Annotated in this window: 13 protein-coding genes and 1 pseudogene; 8 read left to right on the top strand and 6 right to left on the bottom strand. The window is 60.7% G+C overall.

From position 1 onward, the window contains the following. Nucleotides 1-104: 104 nt before the first annotated feature. Nucleotides 105-530, bottom strand: coding sequence for a DUF934 domain-containing protein (locus tag ACRWA7_RS04870; protein WP_438390301.1), 426 nt, complete (start codon nt 528-530; stop codon nt 105-107). Further along, a pseudogene (locus tag ACRWA7_RS04865) lies at nt 527-2316 on the bottom strand (nitrite/sulfite reductase). Before ACRWA7_RS04865 ends, ACRWA7_RS04870 begins: the two are co-directional and overlap by 4 nt. Before the next feature lie 314 nt (nt 2317-2630). Between ACRWA7_RS04865 and ACRWA7_RS04860 the strand changes: the two are divergent. Continuing rightward, complete coding sequence (locus ACRWA7_RS04860; protein ID WP_060819581.1) at nt 2631-2819, top strand: DUF2970 domain-containing protein; 189 nt, start codon at nt 2631-2633, stop codon at nt 2817-2819. Nucleotides 2820-2894: 75 nt separating this feature from the next. Here the strand turns inward: ACRWA7_RS04860 and ACRWA7_RS04855 are convergent, their stop codons facing one another. Then, on the bottom strand, nt 2895-4319 hold the full coding sequence (locus tag ACRWA7_RS04855) for a PLP-dependent aminotransferase family protein (protein ID WP_438390300.1): 1425 nt from the start codon (nt 4317-4319) through the stop codon (nt 2895-2897). 191 nt (nt 4320-4510) lie between these two features. Here ACRWA7_RS04855 and ACRWA7_RS04850 point away from each other — a divergent pair, with 191 nt between their 5' ends. The 3 genes from ACRWA7_RS04850 (at nt 4511) to ctaD (ending at nt 8378) form a co-directional block, all read left to right on the top strand. Then, a complete protein-coding gene (locus ACRWA7_RS04850; protein ID WP_438390299.1) occupies nt 4511-5752 on the top strand; it encodes a PLP-dependent aminotransferase family protein in 1242 nt (413 codons plus the stop codon). Then, nucleotides 5749-6690 (top strand): 4-hydroxy-tetrahydrodipicolinate synthase, encoded by a 942-nt coding sequence (dapA, locus tag ACRWA7_RS04845; protein ID WP_438390298.1) that lies wholly within the window; start codon nt 5749-5751, stop codon nt 6688-6690. The genes ACRWA7_RS04850 and dapA overlap by 4 nt, the downstream gene beginning before the upstream one ends. A gap of 92 nt (nt 6691-6782) precedes the next feature. Further along, on the top strand, nt 6783-8378 hold the full coding sequence (gene ctaD / locus ACRWA7_RS04840; RefSeq protein ID WP_060819586.1) for a cytochrome c oxidase subunit I: 1596 nt from the start codon (nt 6783-6785) through the stop codon (nt 8376-8378). 167 nt (nt 8379-8545) lie between these two features. Here ctaD and ACRWA7_RS04835 read toward each other — a convergent pair whose 3' ends face one another. Continuing rightward, nucleotides 8546-9430: a LysR family transcriptional regulator gene (locus ACRWA7_RS04835; protein WP_438390297.1), complete on the bottom strand. Its 885-nt coding sequence runs from the start codon at nt 9428-9430 to the stop codon at nt 8546-8548. A gap of 102 nt (nt 9431-9532) precedes the next feature. On the opposite strand from ACRWA7_RS04835, the gene ACRWA7_RS04830 reads away from it, so the two are divergent. Beyond that, nucleotides 9533-11185 carry an MFS transporter gene (locus tag ACRWA7_RS04830; protein WP_438390296.1) on the top strand — a complete coding sequence of 551 codons (1653 nt, stop codon included), beginning with the start codon at nt 9533-9535 and terminating at the stop codon, nt 11183-11185. A 103-nt stretch (nt 11186-11288) separates the two neighbouring features. Here ACRWA7_RS04830 and ACRWA7_RS04825 read toward each other — a convergent pair whose 3' ends face one another. Then, nucleotides 11289-12062 carry an SDR family oxidoreductase gene (locus ACRWA7_RS04825; protein WP_438390295.1) on the bottom strand — a complete coding sequence of 258 codons (774 nt, stop codon included), beginning with the start codon at nt 12060-12062 and terminating at the stop codon, nt 11289-11291. Nucleotides 12063-12282: 220 nt separating this feature from the next. Here ACRWA7_RS04825 and ACRWA7_RS04820 point away from each other — a divergent pair, with 220 nt between their 5' ends. Then, complete coding sequence (locus tag ACRWA7_RS04820) at nt 12283-13203, top strand: LysR family transcriptional regulator (protein ID WP_438390294.1); 921 nt, start codon at nt 12283-12285, stop codon at nt 13201-13203. Nucleotides 13204-13273: 70 nt separating this feature from the next. Here the strand turns inward: ACRWA7_RS04820 and ACRWA7_RS04815 are convergent, their stop codons facing one another. Then, nucleotides 13274-14170, bottom strand: a complete 897-nt coding sequence (locus ACRWA7_RS04815) for a LysR family transcriptional regulator (RefSeq protein WP_438390292.1) — start codon at nt 14168-14170, stop codon at nt 13274-13276. 145 nt (nt 14171-14315) lie between these two features. On the opposite strand from ACRWA7_RS04815, the gene ACRWA7_RS04810 reads away from it, so the two are divergent. Together ACRWA7_RS04810 and acpA are read left to right on the top strand one after the other, a co-directional pair. Next, entirely contained in the window at nt 14316-15068 is a 753-nt protein-coding gene (locus ACRWA7_RS04810; protein WP_438390291.1) for an SDR family oxidoreductase, read from the top strand. A gap of 294 nt (nt 15069-15362) precedes the next feature. Continuing rightward, nucleotides 15363-17114, top strand: coding sequence for an acid phosphatase (gene acpA / locus ACRWA7_RS04805; RefSeq protein WP_438390290.1), 1752 nt, complete (start codon nt 15363-15365; stop codon nt 17112-17114). Nucleotides 17115-17136: the final 22 nt, after the last annotated feature.

Raw genomic sequence — 17136 nt, 5'->3', positions numbered from 1 at the left:
GGCCGTGCACTCGATCTCGATGCGGCGCTCGTCTGTCCACCGCAACGATCGTGTGATGTCGTGAGGCATCCATATTGTGCGGTGATCCCAAGGCGGGCGGCGCGCTAATTCTCTTGCATCGGCTTTCCGATCGCATTACCTTGAAGTGCTGGCATTGCACTCGCCACGTCACTTTGATAGAAGGCCGGGAACCTCTCAAACTGACGTTTTGCGTCAGCCGGGTCAACGCCGTCTTTCAACACTGCGCTGGAAAATCCGGTGCGCTCCATCTGGATGAGCTGGTCAATCAGCACGTCGCCAGTCGCTCGCAGATCGCCGGTGAAGCCGAGTCGTCGGCGCAGCAGATAGGCCTGGCTGTAGGCCCGGCCATCGGTGAAATGGGGGAACTGCAGTTCTATGCGCTCGATCTCGCGAACCCGATCTTTCAATGCGAGCGGATCCTCGTCGTTGGCGAGCGACACAACCTGCCGCGCATGATCGACCGCGTGCTCGCGTGTCGTAAGAAGCCTGATGTGCGCGGTATCGGTCATGCAGCCCTCTCTCCATTCGTGCGTACATCGTTGGCGGCGGCCTTGAAGGGATCAAGCCCGACGCGCCTTACCGTCTCGATGAAGTGTTCCTGCCGCGTGCCAATGTCCTGCCTGATCGCAAGGTACGTGGAAAGAACCGCCTCGATGACTTCTGGCACTTCCGGCGCTGAGAAAGATGGTCCGATTACCTTGCCCGGTTGCGCCGGGCCGCTAGTGGCCGAACCGTCTGATCCGCCAAGCGTAACCTGATACCACTCCTTGCCATCCTTGTCGACCCCGAGAATTCCGATATGGCCGCTATGGTGATGGCCGCACGAGTTGATGCAGCCACTGATATGGAGATCGATCTCGCCAATGTCATTAAGCTCATCGAGATCCTGGTAACGCTCGGTGATTGCCTGCGCCACGGGGATCGAGCGCGCGTTTGCCAACGCGCAAAAGTCTCCTCCCGGACACGCAATCATGTCGGTGAGTAGATGCACATTCGCACTTGCGAGGCCCGCGTTGCTGGCCGCCTCCCAAAGCGCGAACAGGTCGTCGGCATGCACCCGGGGGAGCACGAGGTTCTGCGTGTGCGTCACGCGCGCCTCGCCTGCGGAAAAGCGGTCCGCGAGTTCCGCGACCAGGTCGAGCTGGTCGGCCGAGGCGTCGCCTGGCGCCTGAAGGAGCCGCTTGAACGAGAGCGTGACGATTCGCATCGACGGGTCCTTGTGTTGCGCGACATTGCGGTGCAGCCAGCGTTCGAACAAAGGATGCTGTGCAGCCTTGGCGTTCAGCGTATCAAGACCACTGGAGTTGGCGTGCGCTGCGCGCCGGGCCAACTGCGGTGAGAGGAACGATGCGCTCACGCGATCCAGTTCCGCTTGGGGGATGGTGTGCGGGCCGCCATCGTGCTCCACGATCTGACGAAATTCAGCCTCGACATCATCGATATAACGCTGGCCTTCGGCCTTCACCAAAATCTTGATGCGCGCCTTGTATTTGTTGTCGCGGCGGCCGTACTGGTTATAGACGCGTACCACCGCCTCGATGTAGTTCATGATGTGGCGCCATGGCAGGAACTCGCGCAGCACCGTCCCAAGTATTGGCGTGCGTCCCATGCCCCCACCGGCAGACACCCGAAAACCCAGCTCGCCCGCATCGTTGCGCAGCAAGTGCAGGCCGACATCGTGCCAGTCCGTCGCCGCGCGATCTTCTGCTGCGCCCGTTATCGCGATCTTGAACTTGCGCGGCAGGAATGCGAATTCCGGTGCAGCGTTGTCCACTGGCGCATGATTTCCGCGAAGGGCCTGGGATCGGCGACCTCGTCGGGCGTCACGCCGGCGCGTTCATCGCAGGAGATATTGCGGATGCAGTTACCGCTGGTCTGGATGCCGTGCATGTCTACGCTTGCCAGAAGGTCCATGAAGTCAGCGGCCTTCGAGAGCGGTATCCAGTTGAACTGGACATTTGTGCGCGTGGTGAAATGAGCGTAATGGGTGGGCAGGCGAACTGTACCGAGTTTTCGTTGCGCCTCGGACGCAAGCCGATACACCTCTGCCTCGGGTTCATCATACTCACGCGCCACGCGGGCCAACACGCGAAGCTGCGCACTCGAGAGCTCGCCATAGGGTACCGCGACACGCAGCATCGGAGCATGGCGTTGAACATACCAGCCGTTCTGCAGACGAAGCGGACGGAAATCGTCTTCGCTCAATTTCCCGCTCTGCCAGCGCTCGATCTGATCGCGGAATTGCGCCGCTCGGCTGCGTACGAAAGTTCTATCGAATTCGGTGTATTGGTACATTGTCGCGGCGGTCCAGCGGTCGTGTCGAATAGGCCCTGCATCGTTTCCAGGCGATCAGCGAATACTTGAAGCCGGAGGATGCGTTTGAAGCAGGGCGGCGCACCAAGGTAAGGGAGCCGCGCGTCCGGTTCAAGAAGCAGATGACATCGAATCCTGGGTAGCAGATACAGGGCTCAGACCTGAGACAGCCAGGAGAAGCTAACTCGCTGCTGCTGTAAAACTTCGTCCAACTGCTGCTGTTTCCCGCGTCTGATTGGCTCTACGATGACATCACTGAAAATGTTTTGCCGTTGGTCAACAGCGAGAGGTGAGTCATGGCTTTTCTAAGAATGCTGAGAATCGTACTGTGGAGTTTCTTTGGCGTACGCAAGAGCGCATCGCATCAAGCCGATATGGCAGCGATAAAGCTGCCATTGCTGCCAGTGGTCGCCATTGGACTGGCTGGCGGATTTGGTGCGCTTCTGTTCTGTCTTGCGCGGCTTGCGACGACCGTGGCGCACTAAGTTTTCTGACTGGAACAAACCACTCCCGGTTTCATTGAGCGCACCATGAACGGACATCATCTAGACAGATGTCCGTTACTTGACGCGGACCGAAGGCCGCGTGAGCAGCTCGCCCAGCACCCGGATCGCATCATCAATTCTGGAGCTCCACGGGTGACCAAAGTTGAGCCGCACATAGTGCTCGAACGAGTGCGTGGCCGAAAAGATCGGACCTGGAGCGAGGCTGACACCTTGCTCGATCGCCAGGCGGTGCAGTTCCATCGCGTCGATAGCCTCGGGAAACTCAAGCCAGAGAAAATACCCGCCGCTCGGATGCGTGCGGCGTACCCCGGCAGGCAGCCAGCGCCGGATAGCGCTATCCATTTCGCCAAGCTGCTGGTTCAGTGCGCCGCGTAATCTTCGAAGATGCTTGTCGTAGCCGCCATGCTGAAGATAATCGGCAATACCGGCCTGCACCGGAATGCTGGCCGAGAGAGTCGTCATCAACTTGAGCCGCTGCACTTTGTCCGTGAACCGTCCCGCCGATACCCACCCGATTCGATAGCCCGGCGCAAGCGTCTTCGAAAACGAACTGCAGTGCATGACGAGCCCACGCTTGTCGAACGCCAGGGCCGGCAATGGATACTCGGGCTGAAAGTGAAGCTCGCCATAGACATCGTCCTCGATCAGCGGCACCTCATGCTTTGCGAGCAATTCCACGAGTGTTTTTTTCTTCTCAAGTGAAAGAGTCACGCCTGTCGGGTTCTGAAAATTCGTCATGAACCAGCAGGCGCGAATCGGATGCTTCTTCAAGGCGTCGGCGAGGGCGGCGAGATCGAGACCCGTTATGGGATCAACCGGGATCTCAACGGCCCGCAAGTCCAGCCGTTCAATAGCCTGCAGTGCGGCATAGAAACCCGGGGATTCGACGGCGACCACGTCGCCTGGCCGGGTGACCGCCATCAGGCACAGGTTCAATGCCTCCAGTGCGCCGTTGGTGACTACGATCTCTTCGATAGGCTGCGATATGCCCAGGCCCATATAACGCATGGCGATCTGGCGACGCAGGTGATCATTGCCCGGCGGCAGATCGACCACCGTGCTCCACGGGCTGATCAGCCGCGAAGCCTGTGCGAGCGACTTCGCAAGCCGGGGCAGCGGGAAGAGCAGCGGGGAGGGAAAGGCCGAACCCAGTGGCACGATACCCGGTGTCTTCGCTGCATTCAGCACGGAAAACACCAGGTCACTGATATCGACCTTGCTTGATTCGGCGAGGGTGGCCGTCCGCGGTGTTCGTGCCGCGGTGACGGCGGCTCCCGGAGCGACGTAATAGCCGGAGCGCTCCTGCGCGCGCACCAGGCCCCATTCCTCAAGCAGGTAATACGCCCGAAATACCGTGGATTGACTCACGCCGTGTTGCGCGATGATCTGGCGCAGCGAGGGCATGCGCGAGCCGACCGCGATGCTGCCCGAGCGGATTTCGGCAGCCATTGCGTTGGCCAGTATTTCGTATCTGTTCATCGGCTTTCAATGTCCCCGCGCTTATTGCTGCACGTCCCAACTGCTTCGTTAAAAAATCGTCATCTGCTGCTATGGCGATGCCTGCCATTTTCTTATGCTTCGTATCAGAAGGAAAGCGGCATCGCGTGACACGATGGCCGATTCTCCGCCCTCCCGAACATTTGCGTGTGGTTACTGGAAGCCAGCTCGAATTGAATATCGAAACTTCACCGTATGCGAGCGCGACCCGTCGCGTGCAACCGTCGGCTATTCGCGAGTTGTTTTCGCTGTTGGCGAGACCTGATGTCATCTCGCTTGCCGGTGGTTTCCCAAGCTCCGCCGCGCTTGATCTTAACGGGCTGCGCGGAGCCACGGAGCGTGCGCTTATCTCGTCGCTTGCGACATCGTTTCAATATGGCAATAGCGAAGGTCATGAGCCGCTCAGGGAATTGATTGCCCAGCGTGCGAAGGCGAAGGGCATGAAGCTCGGCGCGCCGGATGTTCTTGTGACCACGGGATCGCAACAGGCGATCGACCTGATCACGCGCGTACTGGTGGATCCAGGCGACCACGTAGCGGTTGAGTCTCCCACTTATCTCGGCGCACTGCAGGCATTCCAGTTTCAAGGTGCCGACGTGCTGGCCGCGCCAACGGATCACGAAGGCGTGAGGGTGGAGCAACTCGAAGCAATGGTCGTGCAGCATAGGCCGAAGCTGCTGTACCTGATTCCGAATTTTGCCAATCCGACAGGCCATGTGATGTCTTTGCGGCGTCGCAAACAGGTTTTGGCGCTTGCGAGGACCCACCGCTTTTTCATTGTCGAAGACGATGCGTATGGCGAGCTCTATTTTCAGGATCCGCCTCCGCCTTCGCTATTCGCATTGGCCAACGATGAGGAACGCCAATGGGTGGTCCATCTGGCGAGCTTTTCGAAAATACTCGCGCCCGGACTCCGGCTTGCATGGATGTCGGCGCCCGTTGAACTCCTGCGTCACCTGATCGTCGCCAAGCAACTGGGCGATACGCACGCGTCGACCCTGGCGCAGCTTGTCGCGTTCCATTATCTGAATGCGGGGTCGCTCGAACCGTCGCTCGGCCGCATGCGGCGCTTCTATGAAAATCAGGCGCGCGCCATGCAGCGTGCGATCAAGGCAGAACTGAGCGGCACGCCATTCAACGCGATGCATCCGGAAGGCGGCATGTTCTATTGGGCGGATCTTCCATACGTGGATACGTCAGCCATGCTGCGCAACGCGATCGACGAACACGGCGTGGCCTACGTACCCGGCGCGGCGTTTTATGCCGGGAGTCCGAGCCGTACGCGTTTGCGATTGTCGTTTGCCAGCGCATCGGTCGAGCAGATCGGGGAGGGCATCCGGCGTCTCGCGCACTGTATCCGGTGGGACCGCGTGGAGGCATCGAATCAGATGACGCGGGCGGAGCATTTGCCATGACCGGATCATTGTTGTCGCCCGGGTTGTTGCAAGGGTCGATTGTGGCGTTGCTTACGCCAATGACGCCCGATGAGAAGATCGATTTCCCCGCACTGGAACGGCTCATCGACCTGCATGTGGATGCTGGAACGAGCGCGATCGTGGTTGCATCGACGACAGGGGAAGGACCGGCACTTACGTTCAAGGAGCATGTGCGCCTGTATCGCGCGGCCGTCCTCTGCGCCGAGGGCCGGATTCCCGTGATCGCCGGCCTGGGGTCGCCCTCCACGCATGCCGCGTGCGAGTTGGCGAGAGCAGCCGCGACGGAACAGGCCGACGCCATTCTCTGCGTGACGCCGTACTACAACCGGCCTAATCCATTGGGCTTGCAGCGCCATTTCACGACAGTGGCCGAAGCAGCCGGCACGCCGGTTATTCTTCATGACGTACCGCACTGCACTGGCGTAACGCTTCCCGAAGATCTGATCGTGGCGTTGAGCAGCCATCCGAACATCATCGGCCTGAAGGATGCCACAGGGGACCTGCATCGCGCGGAGCGGCTGCTGCATGCTGTCAGCGCGGGGTTCCAGATTTTCAGCGGCGACGATTCGACGGCCTTCGCCTTGATGGCCGCGGGCGGCGCCGGCGTCATTTCCGTGGCGGCGAATGTCGCGCCCTCCGCAGTTCGCGCCATGTGCGATGCACTCCGGCGAGGCGACACGGAAGACGCCGGCCGGATCAATGACAGCTTGCAGCCGCTCTATGCATTCCTCGCGGCCGACACGAATCCTGTTCCTGCAAAGTGGCTTGCGCACCGGATCGGATGGACGGATGCGACGTTGCGCTTGCCGCTTGCCATTTCCCCGGAACTCGCTTGCGATCTCTCACGCAACGGCGCGCTCGTTTCCTGTGCGGCGGTGCTGGGCCGCCAGCGCGAGCAGTCGAATGAATGCGAATAAACCACAACGAATGAATCAACACGATTGGTCGAGGGCCGCATCTGATTGAAGTGCGTTCCCTTTGTCTCGCCACCTCTGGATCATGAATAAAAATGAGTGATGTAATCTCGGACACCGTTGTCGAACACCACGGATCACACGATATCCCCGTCGGATGGCGTCGCTGGTTGCTGGCGACCAATCACAAGGACATCGGCACGCTTTATCTCTTGTTTGCCATCACGAACCTGATGATCGGCGGCGTGATGGCCCTGATGATCCGGGCTGAGTTGTTCGAGCCGGGACTGCAGATCATGCGGCCGGAGTTCTTCAACCAACTGTCGACCGAGCATGGGCTCATCATGATCTTCGGAGCGGTCATGCCGGCTTTCGTCGGCCTCGCCAACTGGATGATTCCGCTGCAGATCGGGGCATCCGACATGGCCTTCGCCCGGATGAACAACCTGAGTTTCTGGCTGCTTCCCGTATCCAGCATCCTGTTGGTCGGCTCGTTCTGGGTTCCCGGCGGCGCGCCTGCCGCAGGATGGACCATGTATGCGCCACTGTCCACGCAGATGGGACCAGGCATGGACCTGTCGATCTTCGCGATTCATCTGGCGGGCGCTTCCTCGATCATGGGCGCGATCAACATCATTGTGACGATCCTCAACATGCGTGCGCCCGGCATGACCTTGATGAAGATGCCGATGTTCGCGTGGACGTGGCTCATTACTGCGTTCCTGCTCATCGCAATCATGCCCGTGCTGGCCGGCGCGGTAACCATGCTGCTTTTCGACCGGCACTTCGGCACGTCGTTTTTCAATGCGGCGGGAGGCGGCGATCCGGTCCTGTACCAGCACATTTTCTGGTTCTTCGGACATCCGGAAGTCTATGTGATGATCCTGCCCGGCTTCGGGATGGTCTCTCAGGTGATCCCGGCATTCTCCCGCAAGCCACTGTTCGGCTATGCCTCGATGGTGTACGCAACCTCGTCCATTGGCATTCTCTCGTTCATGGTCTGGGCACACCACATGTTCGTGACCGGCATGCCCGTGACCGCGCAGTTGTTCTTCATGTACGCAACCATGACCATCGCCGTGCCGACAGGCGTGAAGGTATTCAACTGGATTGCGACGATGTGGCGCGGTTCGCTTACCTTCGAGACACCCATGCTCTTTGCGATGGGGTTCATCTTCGTGTTCGTCGTGGGTGGATTGACCGGTGTGACGCTCGCCATGGCGCCGTTGAACGTCGCGTTGCATGGCACGTACTACATCATTGCGCACTTTCACTACGTGATGGTGGCCGGTTCGCTTTTCAGCATCTTCGCAGGCTGGTATTACTGGGTGCCGAAATGGACCGGCTATATGTACAACGAATTGCGCGGAAAGATTCACTTCTGGGGATCGATGATCTTCTTCAACGTCACGTTCTTTCCCATGCATTTCCTGGGGCTTGCCGGCATGCCGCGGCGCTATGCCGACTACCCCGCGCAATTCACGGACTTCAACCAGATCGCGACGATCGGCGCGTTTGGTTTTGGTCTCCTGCAGGTCTACTTTCTTTTCTGGATCGCTTTACCCGCGTATCGCGGGACGGGTCTTGTGCGGGCGGAAACGAAACCGTGGGACGGCGCCGAGGGCCTCGAGTGGACATTGCCGAGCCCCGTGCCATTTCATTCATTTGAAACGCCGCCTCGCGTGGAATAGCGCTGGCCATGAGGCGCGGAGGAAAGAAGCACTGGCGTTGGACCCAGCGTACCGGATGTCGGGAGCGCACAGTCCACTTCCCTGGACGGAACCTGCTCTGGCGTCGCCATTACCTGTTAAGCGGCTCGGGTCGGTCAGTTTAAAAATCGTCCGTCGATGATGACAAGTCAATCAGGAGAACTTCGACGAACATGTTGGAGAAAAGCCTTGATCGCCGGGGCTCGCTCATGGCGGCGAAATGCGGCCGCCACTTCGGAGGGGATCGCTTTACCTGAAATGGGCCGGTAGGTGATACCCGGCAAGGCCACGCAGGACGCGAGCGTATGAGGGACGACGGCTACGTTCCCACCCAGCGCTACTTGAGCCAGGACTGCCGCCAAGGTGCCGGGGCGGGGTCCCAGCAAGGGCGTGAATCGTCCTCGCCGGCCAATTTCCAACGTGCCGAAATCCTGCTCAGGCACGACAAAATGCTCGCCGCGCAACTGCGCGGGCGCTATGGCATCAAATGCGCAGAGTGGGGAGTCTGTGGGCAGCGCCAGTGTGAAGATGTCGCGATACACCGTTACTGCCTGGATTCCTTCCAGATATTGGATAGGAGGACGAACGTAGGCCACATCGATCTGTTCGTCGACGAGCATGGACGCGACACGATCCATTGCAACCTCCACGAGATCGAACTCTATGCCGGGATGCCCGGCGCGAAACGCTCTGATTGTCTGTTGCAGCACTCCCGCATAGGCGGCCGACGCCACATAACCTACAGCGATGCGTCCAAGTTCGCCGCGTTCGGCGAAAGAGGCGCGCTCGGCCCCGCGTGTCAGATGTTCGAGCGCTGCAAGCACGTCGACAAGATAGGCCTCGCCCGCATCTGTCAGCGTGACCGAGCGCTTGGTCCTATGAAATAGCCGCACGCCGAGCAACCGCTCTGCCTCCTGGATCTGCTTGGTCAGCGAGGGCGGTGCAATGCCGAGTTCCTCGGCCGCCCGCGAGAAATGAAGATGTTTCGCCACGCACACGAAGCAGCGGATATGCCGAAGTTCTGGTAGCCGCATGGAATGTACATTTTCGTTAATTATTCTGCGATTCTATATTAATGACTGGAAACGACGCTGCGCCTATCATCGGCGTCATTCTTCAGTCCTGGTTTCGATCCCATGTCCATCACGCGCAATACCGATTCAGTAACGAGTCTTTCCGAGGTTCGTCCAGCGGCAGCAGATCACTTGAATAGTCAGCCGGGCGCGGCGCCAAAGGCAGGGTTAGCCGATCTCCCACCGTTGACGGCGCGCGGGCGACGATTCGTTCTGGTTACTGCATCGGCCGCGTGTTCGCTTACCGTGCTGGACGCCAACGTGGTCGCCGTGTCCTTGCCAGCCATAGCAAGGTCGTTTCACGCTACGTTTGCCGATGTCGAATGGGTGGTGAGCGCCTACATGGTGGCGTTTGCGTCTTGTCTGCTGGCGGCGGGTGGCTTGGCCGACCGCATTGGACGGAAGAAAACGTTGATGCTCGGTCTGGCCGTGTTCTCGCTCGCATCGCTCGGATGCGGACTGGCGCCGTCGATGTTCATTCTCAATGTCGCGCGTGCAGCGAAAGGGTTCGGGGCGGCGATGTTCCTGACATCGGCGCTGGCAGTCATCGCGCATACGTTTCATGAAGGGCAGGAGCGTGCCAGAGCCTGGGCGGTCTGGGGCACATGCATGGGACTTGCAACGACTGCGGCGCCACTTATAGGCGGCGCGATTACGCAGTGGATCGGTTGGCGCTGGATTTTTCTTTTGAACTTACCTGTGTGTGCGGTCCTGGCTGTCTGTGTCAAAACCGGCATTCGCGATTCGTTCAACCCGAATGCCGGTGCGGTCGATGTACCGGGCAGCGTGCTGTTTGGCGCAGGGCTTTCGCTGGGGATCTGGGGGCTCATTGGTGCGCCAGGCGACGGCTGGGAAAGTTTGCCCACGGTCCTGCGGTTTGCCGGCTGCGTGTTGTTGCTGGCTGGATTCGTCCAGGTCGAGCGGCTCAAGCAGCACCCAATGATCGACCTGGCGCTCTTTCGGCAACCACGGTTCGTCGCCGCTGTGCTTGCCATGTTCGGCTATGCGGCTTGCTCTCAAGTCATGATGACTTTTCTGCCGCTCTACCTGCAAAACGCATTTGGTCTGTCCTCGATCGCCGCAGGTCTGGGTATGCTGCCGTTTGCGATTGCGATGATCGTGGGACCTCATGCAGGTTCCGCGCTCGGCACACGAATCCGCAGTCATTCGGTATTGACGACCGGGTTGTTGCTGATCGGAGCGGGGAATCTGGCCACCGCATTCGTTGCAGGCGATGCGCGCTACCTGCTTGTCGCGATCGGAATGCTGCTGACAGGTTTAGGCGCGGGCATTCTCAACGGTGACACTCAGAAGGCGATCATGGCGTGCGTGCCGACCAATCGGACCGGCATGGCTTCCGGCATCAGCACCACGACCCGGTTCACCGCGATTGTCACATCGGTCGGAGTGCTTGGAGCGGTGCTTGCCGCGCGGACGCGCGTTGGCCTTGATTCGAGCGCCGCGGCCATAAGTGGATCTGGCGTGCGGCTCGGCGCCGACTTCCTTTCGAGCGTGCTCGCGGGGGATGTCGTGCAAGCGACTGCTCATCTTCCGCCTGAAGCGAGAATGGCGCTTGAACATGCGGCCCGGGTAAGTTTCGCCGGGGGTTTTGCATCGGCATTGTGTGTGGCGGGTGTGCTCGCAATGGTGATTGCCGCGGGCGTCTGGATACTGTCGAGCCGGCGCGAGGGACCGGACGCACGGCGTAATGGTTAATACCGCACCTCCTGCTTCCGGTGTCCAATACGGGCGATAAGCAAAGGCAACCCGCGCAGCGATGCCTTTCCTTGTTCAGAAGAAAGCGAGTTTCATTCGTTCGCTACTTGGTCGTATAACCGCCGTTGATCAGGATGGTTTGCCCCGTGATCCACCACCCGTCGCTCACCAGATGACGGATGAAGGGCACCACATCTTCAATGTCGGTCAAACCCGTTGTAGAGAAGGGCGAGAGTGCGGCGGCGCTCCTGTGATAAGCTACGGCGTCCGCGCCCTCGGCAGGATAGAAGAACGGCGTGTCCATGGGGCCTGGCCCGACAGCCGTCACGGAGATGCCCCGCGCGCCAAATTCCTTTGCCGCCGCGCGCGTGAAATGCTCGACCGGCGCTTTGGTGCCGGCATAAGCGGCATAAAACGGTGTGAATGCGCCAAGCAGCGACGTGACCAGCGTGACGATCTTGCCATTGTCATTCACGTGCTTGCCCGCTTCTCTGAGAAAGAAGAACGCAGACTTGGAATTCACCGCTGTCATTTCATCGTATTCGGCCTCGGAGATGTCGACTAACGGCTTCTTGAGCACCTTGCCTACCGTATTGATCGCGATATCGGGGCGGCCTACGGCAGCGGCGACATCCGAGAACAGCTTCTCGACCGCGCCGGCCGAAGTCAGGTCGGCCTGGAAAGCGACCGCCGTGGCGCCTGCCGACTTGATCGCGGAAAGTGTCTCTTCCGCAGCGGCCTTCGACCCGGCGCTGTTGTAGTGGATTGCCACCGCCTTCGCGCCCTGCGCGGCGAGGTCCCGTGCAATCAGGCCACCGAGATTTTTCGCTCCGCCTGCGATGACGACGGTCTTGCCCTTGATGCTGTGGTTTGCCATGGTTCATCCCCAGTGCCGAAGCCGCCCGATGCGGCTTCTCATCTGGCTGGATGATATATTCCAGAAAAATCATTGAAATCTACTGTTTCTGACATCACTGGTCAGAAAAGCCGAACAGTGCAACGCGCATATCCGGACATGACGATAAGCAACGGCGGCAGCGCATGCGTACCTGATCCATACGCAATCGAGCCGCGCGCTCGCGAAGCCAGGAGCACATGTGGATCGCATTGACCTGTTTCGCGTCTTTGCCCGCGTGGTCGAATGCGCGAATTTCACTCGCGCGGCGGACACGCTGGGTTTGCCCCGCTCATCGGTTTCCGCAGCGATCCAGGAACTGGAAGGACGGATTGGCGCGCGGCTGCTGCATCGGACAACTCGCAAGGTATCGCCGACACAGGACGGCGCGGCACTCTACGAACGCTGCCTGCGCCTGATCGCCGATGTCGAGGAGACCGAGAACCTTTTCCGGCCGACATCCGTGGGACCGAGCGGCACGGTGCGCATCGACGTGCCTGGCCGCATAGGACGGCTGATCATTGCTCCCGCGTTACCGGCATTCCTTGCGTCCTATCCGAAAATCGATATTGCGCTCAGCCTTGCCGATCGCACGATCGACCTTGTTGAAGAAGGCGTGGACTGCGTGCTGCGCGTGGGCAAGCCGCATGATTCCGGCTTGATCGCGCGTCCCATTGGCGATCTGCCACTGATCAATGTCGCAAGCCCTCTTTATGTGTCGCTTCACGGTACGCCTCGCACGCCCGGCGACATGGCAACCCATCAGGTTGTTCAGTATGCCTCACCATCGAGCGGACGTGCTGCACCATGGGAATGGCTCGAGGGCGACAGCGTCAGGACGCTGGCAACGCAAGGGCGCGTGACCGTCAACAGCGCGGAAGCATATATCGCATGTTGTCTTGCGGGGCTGGGCCTGATCCAGATTCCGGCCTATGACGTGCAGCAGCATCTGAGTGCGGGCGAACTGATCGAGGTGATGCCGGAATACCGGGCTGCGCCAATGCCGATGAATCTGCTCTATCCGCATCGGCAACATCTTTCGCGCAGGGTTCAGGTGTTCGCCGACTGGCTCGATACGTTGTTGAAAGCTCGACTCGTTTGCGATCCGGCAGGACGAAAGTGACATTGCCGATCAGAGCTTATGTGCTTGAATACGTTTCCGGTATTTTTGCAATGCTCAACCGGGAAATGCGTCACCTCACGCTCGCATTGAGCGCGGGGACGTCGGAAAACGCCTGTGCAATGAAGTCCATGAACACGATCGCGCGTCTTGGCAAAAGACGGTTGGCGACGTACAGGATCTGAATAGGCACCGGCGGCGCTTCGTAGCCGCTTAACAGGAGTTGCAGTTCGCCGCTTTCCAGGCCTGCTTCGAACAGCCATCTTGGCCCGTACGCAATGCCGACGCCATTGATCACCGCTTCCTGAATGGCCTGCGGCGAATTGATTCGAAGCCGCCCCGACACGTGTATTTCGGAATCGCGGAAACGCCACGTACCGCCCGACGACAGCAGCGTGTAGACAATGCACTCATGCGCGCGCAGGTCGTCCGGCTCGCGCGGCGCGCCGTGACGGGCCACGTAAGCAGCGCTTGCAACGCATACGCGCTCGAACAGGCCGACGCGGCGTGCCTTGAGGGCGCTGTCCTCGAGATGACCGATGCGGATTGCCAGTTCGGCGCCTTCGTCGACCAGGTTCACGTATCGGTCGCTGATCTGGAGATCGAGCGCCAGGCGAGGGTAGCGGGCGAGGAAGGCCGGCACCTGTGGCATCACGAACGCGTGAGCCAGCGAGGTCGGACAGGCAACGCGCAACCACCCCGTAGGCTCCGCTTCGTCGCGCAGGGACGACTCCGATTCCGCGACGGCGTCGAGTATTCGCCGGACCTCCGCGTAGTAACGCTCGCCTTCGGGCGTCAGCGCGAGCCGGCGGGTTGTCCGCAGCAGCAGCCTGCTCTGAAGATGCTCCTCGAGCGCTGCCACATGCCGGCTTACGTTGGGCTGTCCCAGGCCCAGATCGCGTGCGGCTGCGGAAAAGCTGCCGGTCTCCACCGCCCGCGCAAAGCAGGTCATCAACAGAAAACGATCCAAGCGCAGGCTCCCATGATCCATGCAATCAAAGCATGAATCATATGCAAATTCCCGGTCTTATCAAGACAAATGGGTAAGTTCATGCTTCGCACTGGTCGGCAGCGGGTCCCGCTGCTGGTGACATTCATCAATCAGGAGCGTCCTCATGTCCCGTCTGCAAGGCAAACGTACCCTCATCACCGGCGGCACTACCGGCATTGGCCTGGAAACCGCGAAACAATTCCTCGCCGAAGGCGCGCGTGTCGTTATCACCGGCAACAACCCCGACAGCATCGCCCGCGCGCGGACGGAACTGGGTTCCGATGTTCTCGCGGTACGAGCCGATTCGGCCGACGTCGCAGCACAGCGCCAACTCGCCGAAACGATCAAGACGCACTATGGCCAACTCGACATCGCCTTTCTCAACGCCGGTGTGTCGGCGTGGGTGCCGATTGAAGAATGGACCGAGGAGATGTTCGACCGCTCCTTCGACATCAACGTCAAGGGGCCTTACTTCCTGATCCAGGCGCTGTTGCCAGTGTTCGCCAAGCCGGCATCGGTGGTGCTCAACACGTCGATCAACGCCCATGTTGGCGCGGCGCGCTCGTCGGTCTATGCGGCGACCAAGGCCGCGTTCCTGAGCATGTCGAAGACGCTGTCGGGCGAACTGCTCGAACGTGGCATCCGCGTCAACGCGGTCAGCCCCGGCCCGGTCGAAACGCCGCTGTACGACAAGCTGGGCATTCCCGACGCTTACCGCGAGCAGGTCAACAAGGACATCGCGGCGACCATTCCGTTCGGCCGCTTCGGCACGCCGGAAGAAGTCGCCAAGGCCGTGCTGTACCTCGCCTCCGACGAATCCAGGTGGACGGTGGGCTCGGAAATCATCGTGGATGGCGGCCGCACGCTCAACGGCTGATAAATACGCGGGGAAAGAGGCGTCCACCTTTCCTGATCGGATGGCCGGCGGTTCACACGGGTTACGCACCTGCCTGAACTGACCGGCCTTTGGCGTGGGGACTTCCACATGTCCGCGGGTGTGGTAAAGGGCGCGAGCAGCAGATATCTGTCATCGATACGTCATTTAATTCGCGCCGTCCGCGCGCTACCATCCGGAGCATGCACCTGGGGGCGGATGGCCACCGTGCCGGCTGGTTCGTGCGCACCGGTATCCGCCTCGCCTTCATCCCGATCACGACAAAAAGGAAACGGCATGACAAAAAAGGACGCCCCGTCTGTTGAATCCCGCCAAGCGGCCGAGACAGAGAAAACGCCGCTCGCGCCCAATCCCGGCCGCCGCACGTTTCTCGGCGGGGTTGCAGCGCTCGCCGTGGGTGGCGGACTCGCCGGCTGCGCCGCGCCCGATGGTGCAGGCGAGGGCCGCGTCGCGCGCAGCCTCGCTGGCGCCGAACTCAACGCCGCGCTGCGCGAGAACGTGAAGACCATTGTCGTGATCTATTCAGAAAACCGCAGCTTCAACAACCTGTTCGGGGATTTTCCCGGCGTCGAAAAGCCGCTTTCCTCGCTCAAGCCCGCCGACTACCTGCAGCGCGACCGTGATGGCGAGACCGTGTTGCCGTCTCTGCCGCCTGTGCCGGGCGGATGGCTGCTCAAGGACCAGATTGCCGATGGCGTCAGCTACCGCGCCGGGCAGCAGTATCAGGCGAATCTGCCCAATGCGCCGTTCGCGCTCAAGGGACCTGCCGGCGAAAACCTGCCGCTTTCGCTCGTCACGCACGACCTGTGGCATGTGTTCTATCAGAACCAGATGCAGATCAATGGCGGCCGCAACGACATGTTTGTCGCCTGGGCCGATTCCGCCGGCTTCACAATGGGCCACTACGCGAACGCGAGCTACGACCTGCGCATGTGGGACCTCGCAAGCGAATATGTGTTGTGCGACAACTTCTTCCAGGGCGCGTTCGGCGGGTCGTTTCTGAATCACCAGTATCTCGCCGCCGCCACGCCGCCGCGCTATGCAAACCCGCGCGAGAGCATCGCGAAGTTCCAGATTGCGGAGACAGTCAGCGGCCGCCCGGACGACCCCAACCTGAAACCGCTGACGGCTACGCCGGCAAGCGCGATGAACGGCACTCCGAAGTTCGGGCCGAGCGCACTCACGCCGCCCGAGACACTCGGCGACGGCACGACGCTGAGCTACGCCGTCAACACCATGTTGCCGCCATACGCACCGACGCCGCTTACGCCGGGTCCGGATGGTGTGGTGGATCTCCGGCTCGATGCGAACGCGATGGCGGTGCCGCCGCAAACCCACGATCACATTGGCGACAAGCTCGACAGGCGCGGCGTGCAATGGGCGTGGTATGCGGGCGCGTTCCAGGAGACGCTCGATCGTCACGGCGCGAATCTCACGAACGGCACGCCGGTGATACCGAACTTCCAGTATCACCATCAGCCGTTCAACTATTTCCGCAATCTCGCGCCGGGCACGGAGGCCCGCGCGAAACGTCTGCGCGACGGCGGCCTGGGCGACGACGAGAGCACGAACCGCTTTCTCGCCGATGCACGCGCCGGGCGTCTGCCCGCTGTCACCTTCTACAAGCCGCAGGGCAACCTGAACATGCATGCGGGTTATGCCGATGTCGCCTCGGGCGACCGCCACATCGTGCATGCGGTGAAGGCGCTGCGCGCGAGTCCGCAGTGGAAGAACATGGTCGTGATCGTGACTGTCGACGAAAACGGCGGCTGGTGGGATCACGTCGCGCCGCCGAAGGGCGATCGGTGGGGACCGGGCACGCGGGTGCCGGCACTGGTCGTCTCGCCGTTCGCGAAGAAGGGTTATGTGGACCACACGGTCTACGACACGGGCTCGATACTGCGCCTCGTCACGCGTGTGTTCGCGCTTGAGACGCTCGACGGCCTGAAACTGCGCGATGACGCGATGCGCGCGCGCGGCCAGACGCCAATGGGCGATCTCACGCATGCGCTGACATTCGGCGCGTAAAAAGAGCAGGGCGTCACGCCAC

The organism is Caballeronia sp. DA-9 (assembly GCF_051615025.1).
Classification (GTDB): domain Bacteria; phylum Pseudomonadota; class Gammaproteobacteria; order Burkholderiales; family Burkholderiaceae; genus Caballeronia; species Caballeronia sordidicola.
The sequence above is the reverse complement of the archived record's forward strand: the minus strand, read 5'-3'. Positions and strand labels throughout refer to the sequence as shown.

Bases quoted from the DNA above. Each gene is read 5' to 3' on its own strand.
- ACRWA7_RS04870 (WP_438390301.1), bottom strand. From the start codon at position 530: ATGACCGATACCGCGCACATCAGGCTTCTTACGACACGCGAGCACGCG.
- ACRWA7_RS04860 (WP_060819581.1), top strand. From the start codon at position 2,631: ATGGCTTTTCTAAGAATGCTGAGAATCGTACTGTGGAGTTTCTTTGGC.
- ACRWA7_RS04855 (WP_438390300.1), bottom strand. From the start codon at position 4,319: ATGAACAGATACGAAATACTGGCCAACGCAATGGCTGCCGAAATCCGC.
- dapA (WP_438390298.1), top strand. From the start codon at position 5,749: ATGACCGGATCATTGTTGTCGCCCGGGTTGTTGCAAGGGTCGATTGTG.
- ctaD (WP_060819586.1), top strand. From the start codon at position 6,783: ATGAGTGATGTAATCTCGGACACCGTTGTCGAACACCACGGATCACAC.
- ACRWA7_RS04835 (WP_438390297.1), bottom strand. From the start codon at position 9,430: ATGCGGCTACCAGAACTTCGGCATATCCGCTGCTTCGTGTGCGTGGCG.
- ACRWA7_RS04830 (WP_438390296.1), top strand. From the start codon at position 9,533: ATGTCCATCACGCGCAATACCGATTCAGTAACGAGTCTTTCCGAGGTT.
- ACRWA7_RS04825 (WP_438390295.1), bottom strand. From the start codon at position 12,062: ATGGCAAACCACAGCATCAAGGGCAAGACCGTCGTCATCGCAGGCGGA.
- ACRWA7_RS04810 (WP_438390291.1), top strand. From the start codon at position 14,316: ATGTCCCGTCTGCAAGGCAAACGTACCCTCATCACCGGCGGCACTACC.
- acpA (WP_438390290.1), top strand. From the start codon at position 15,363: ATGACAAAAAAGGACGCCCCGTCTGTTGAATCCCGCCAAGCGGCCGAG.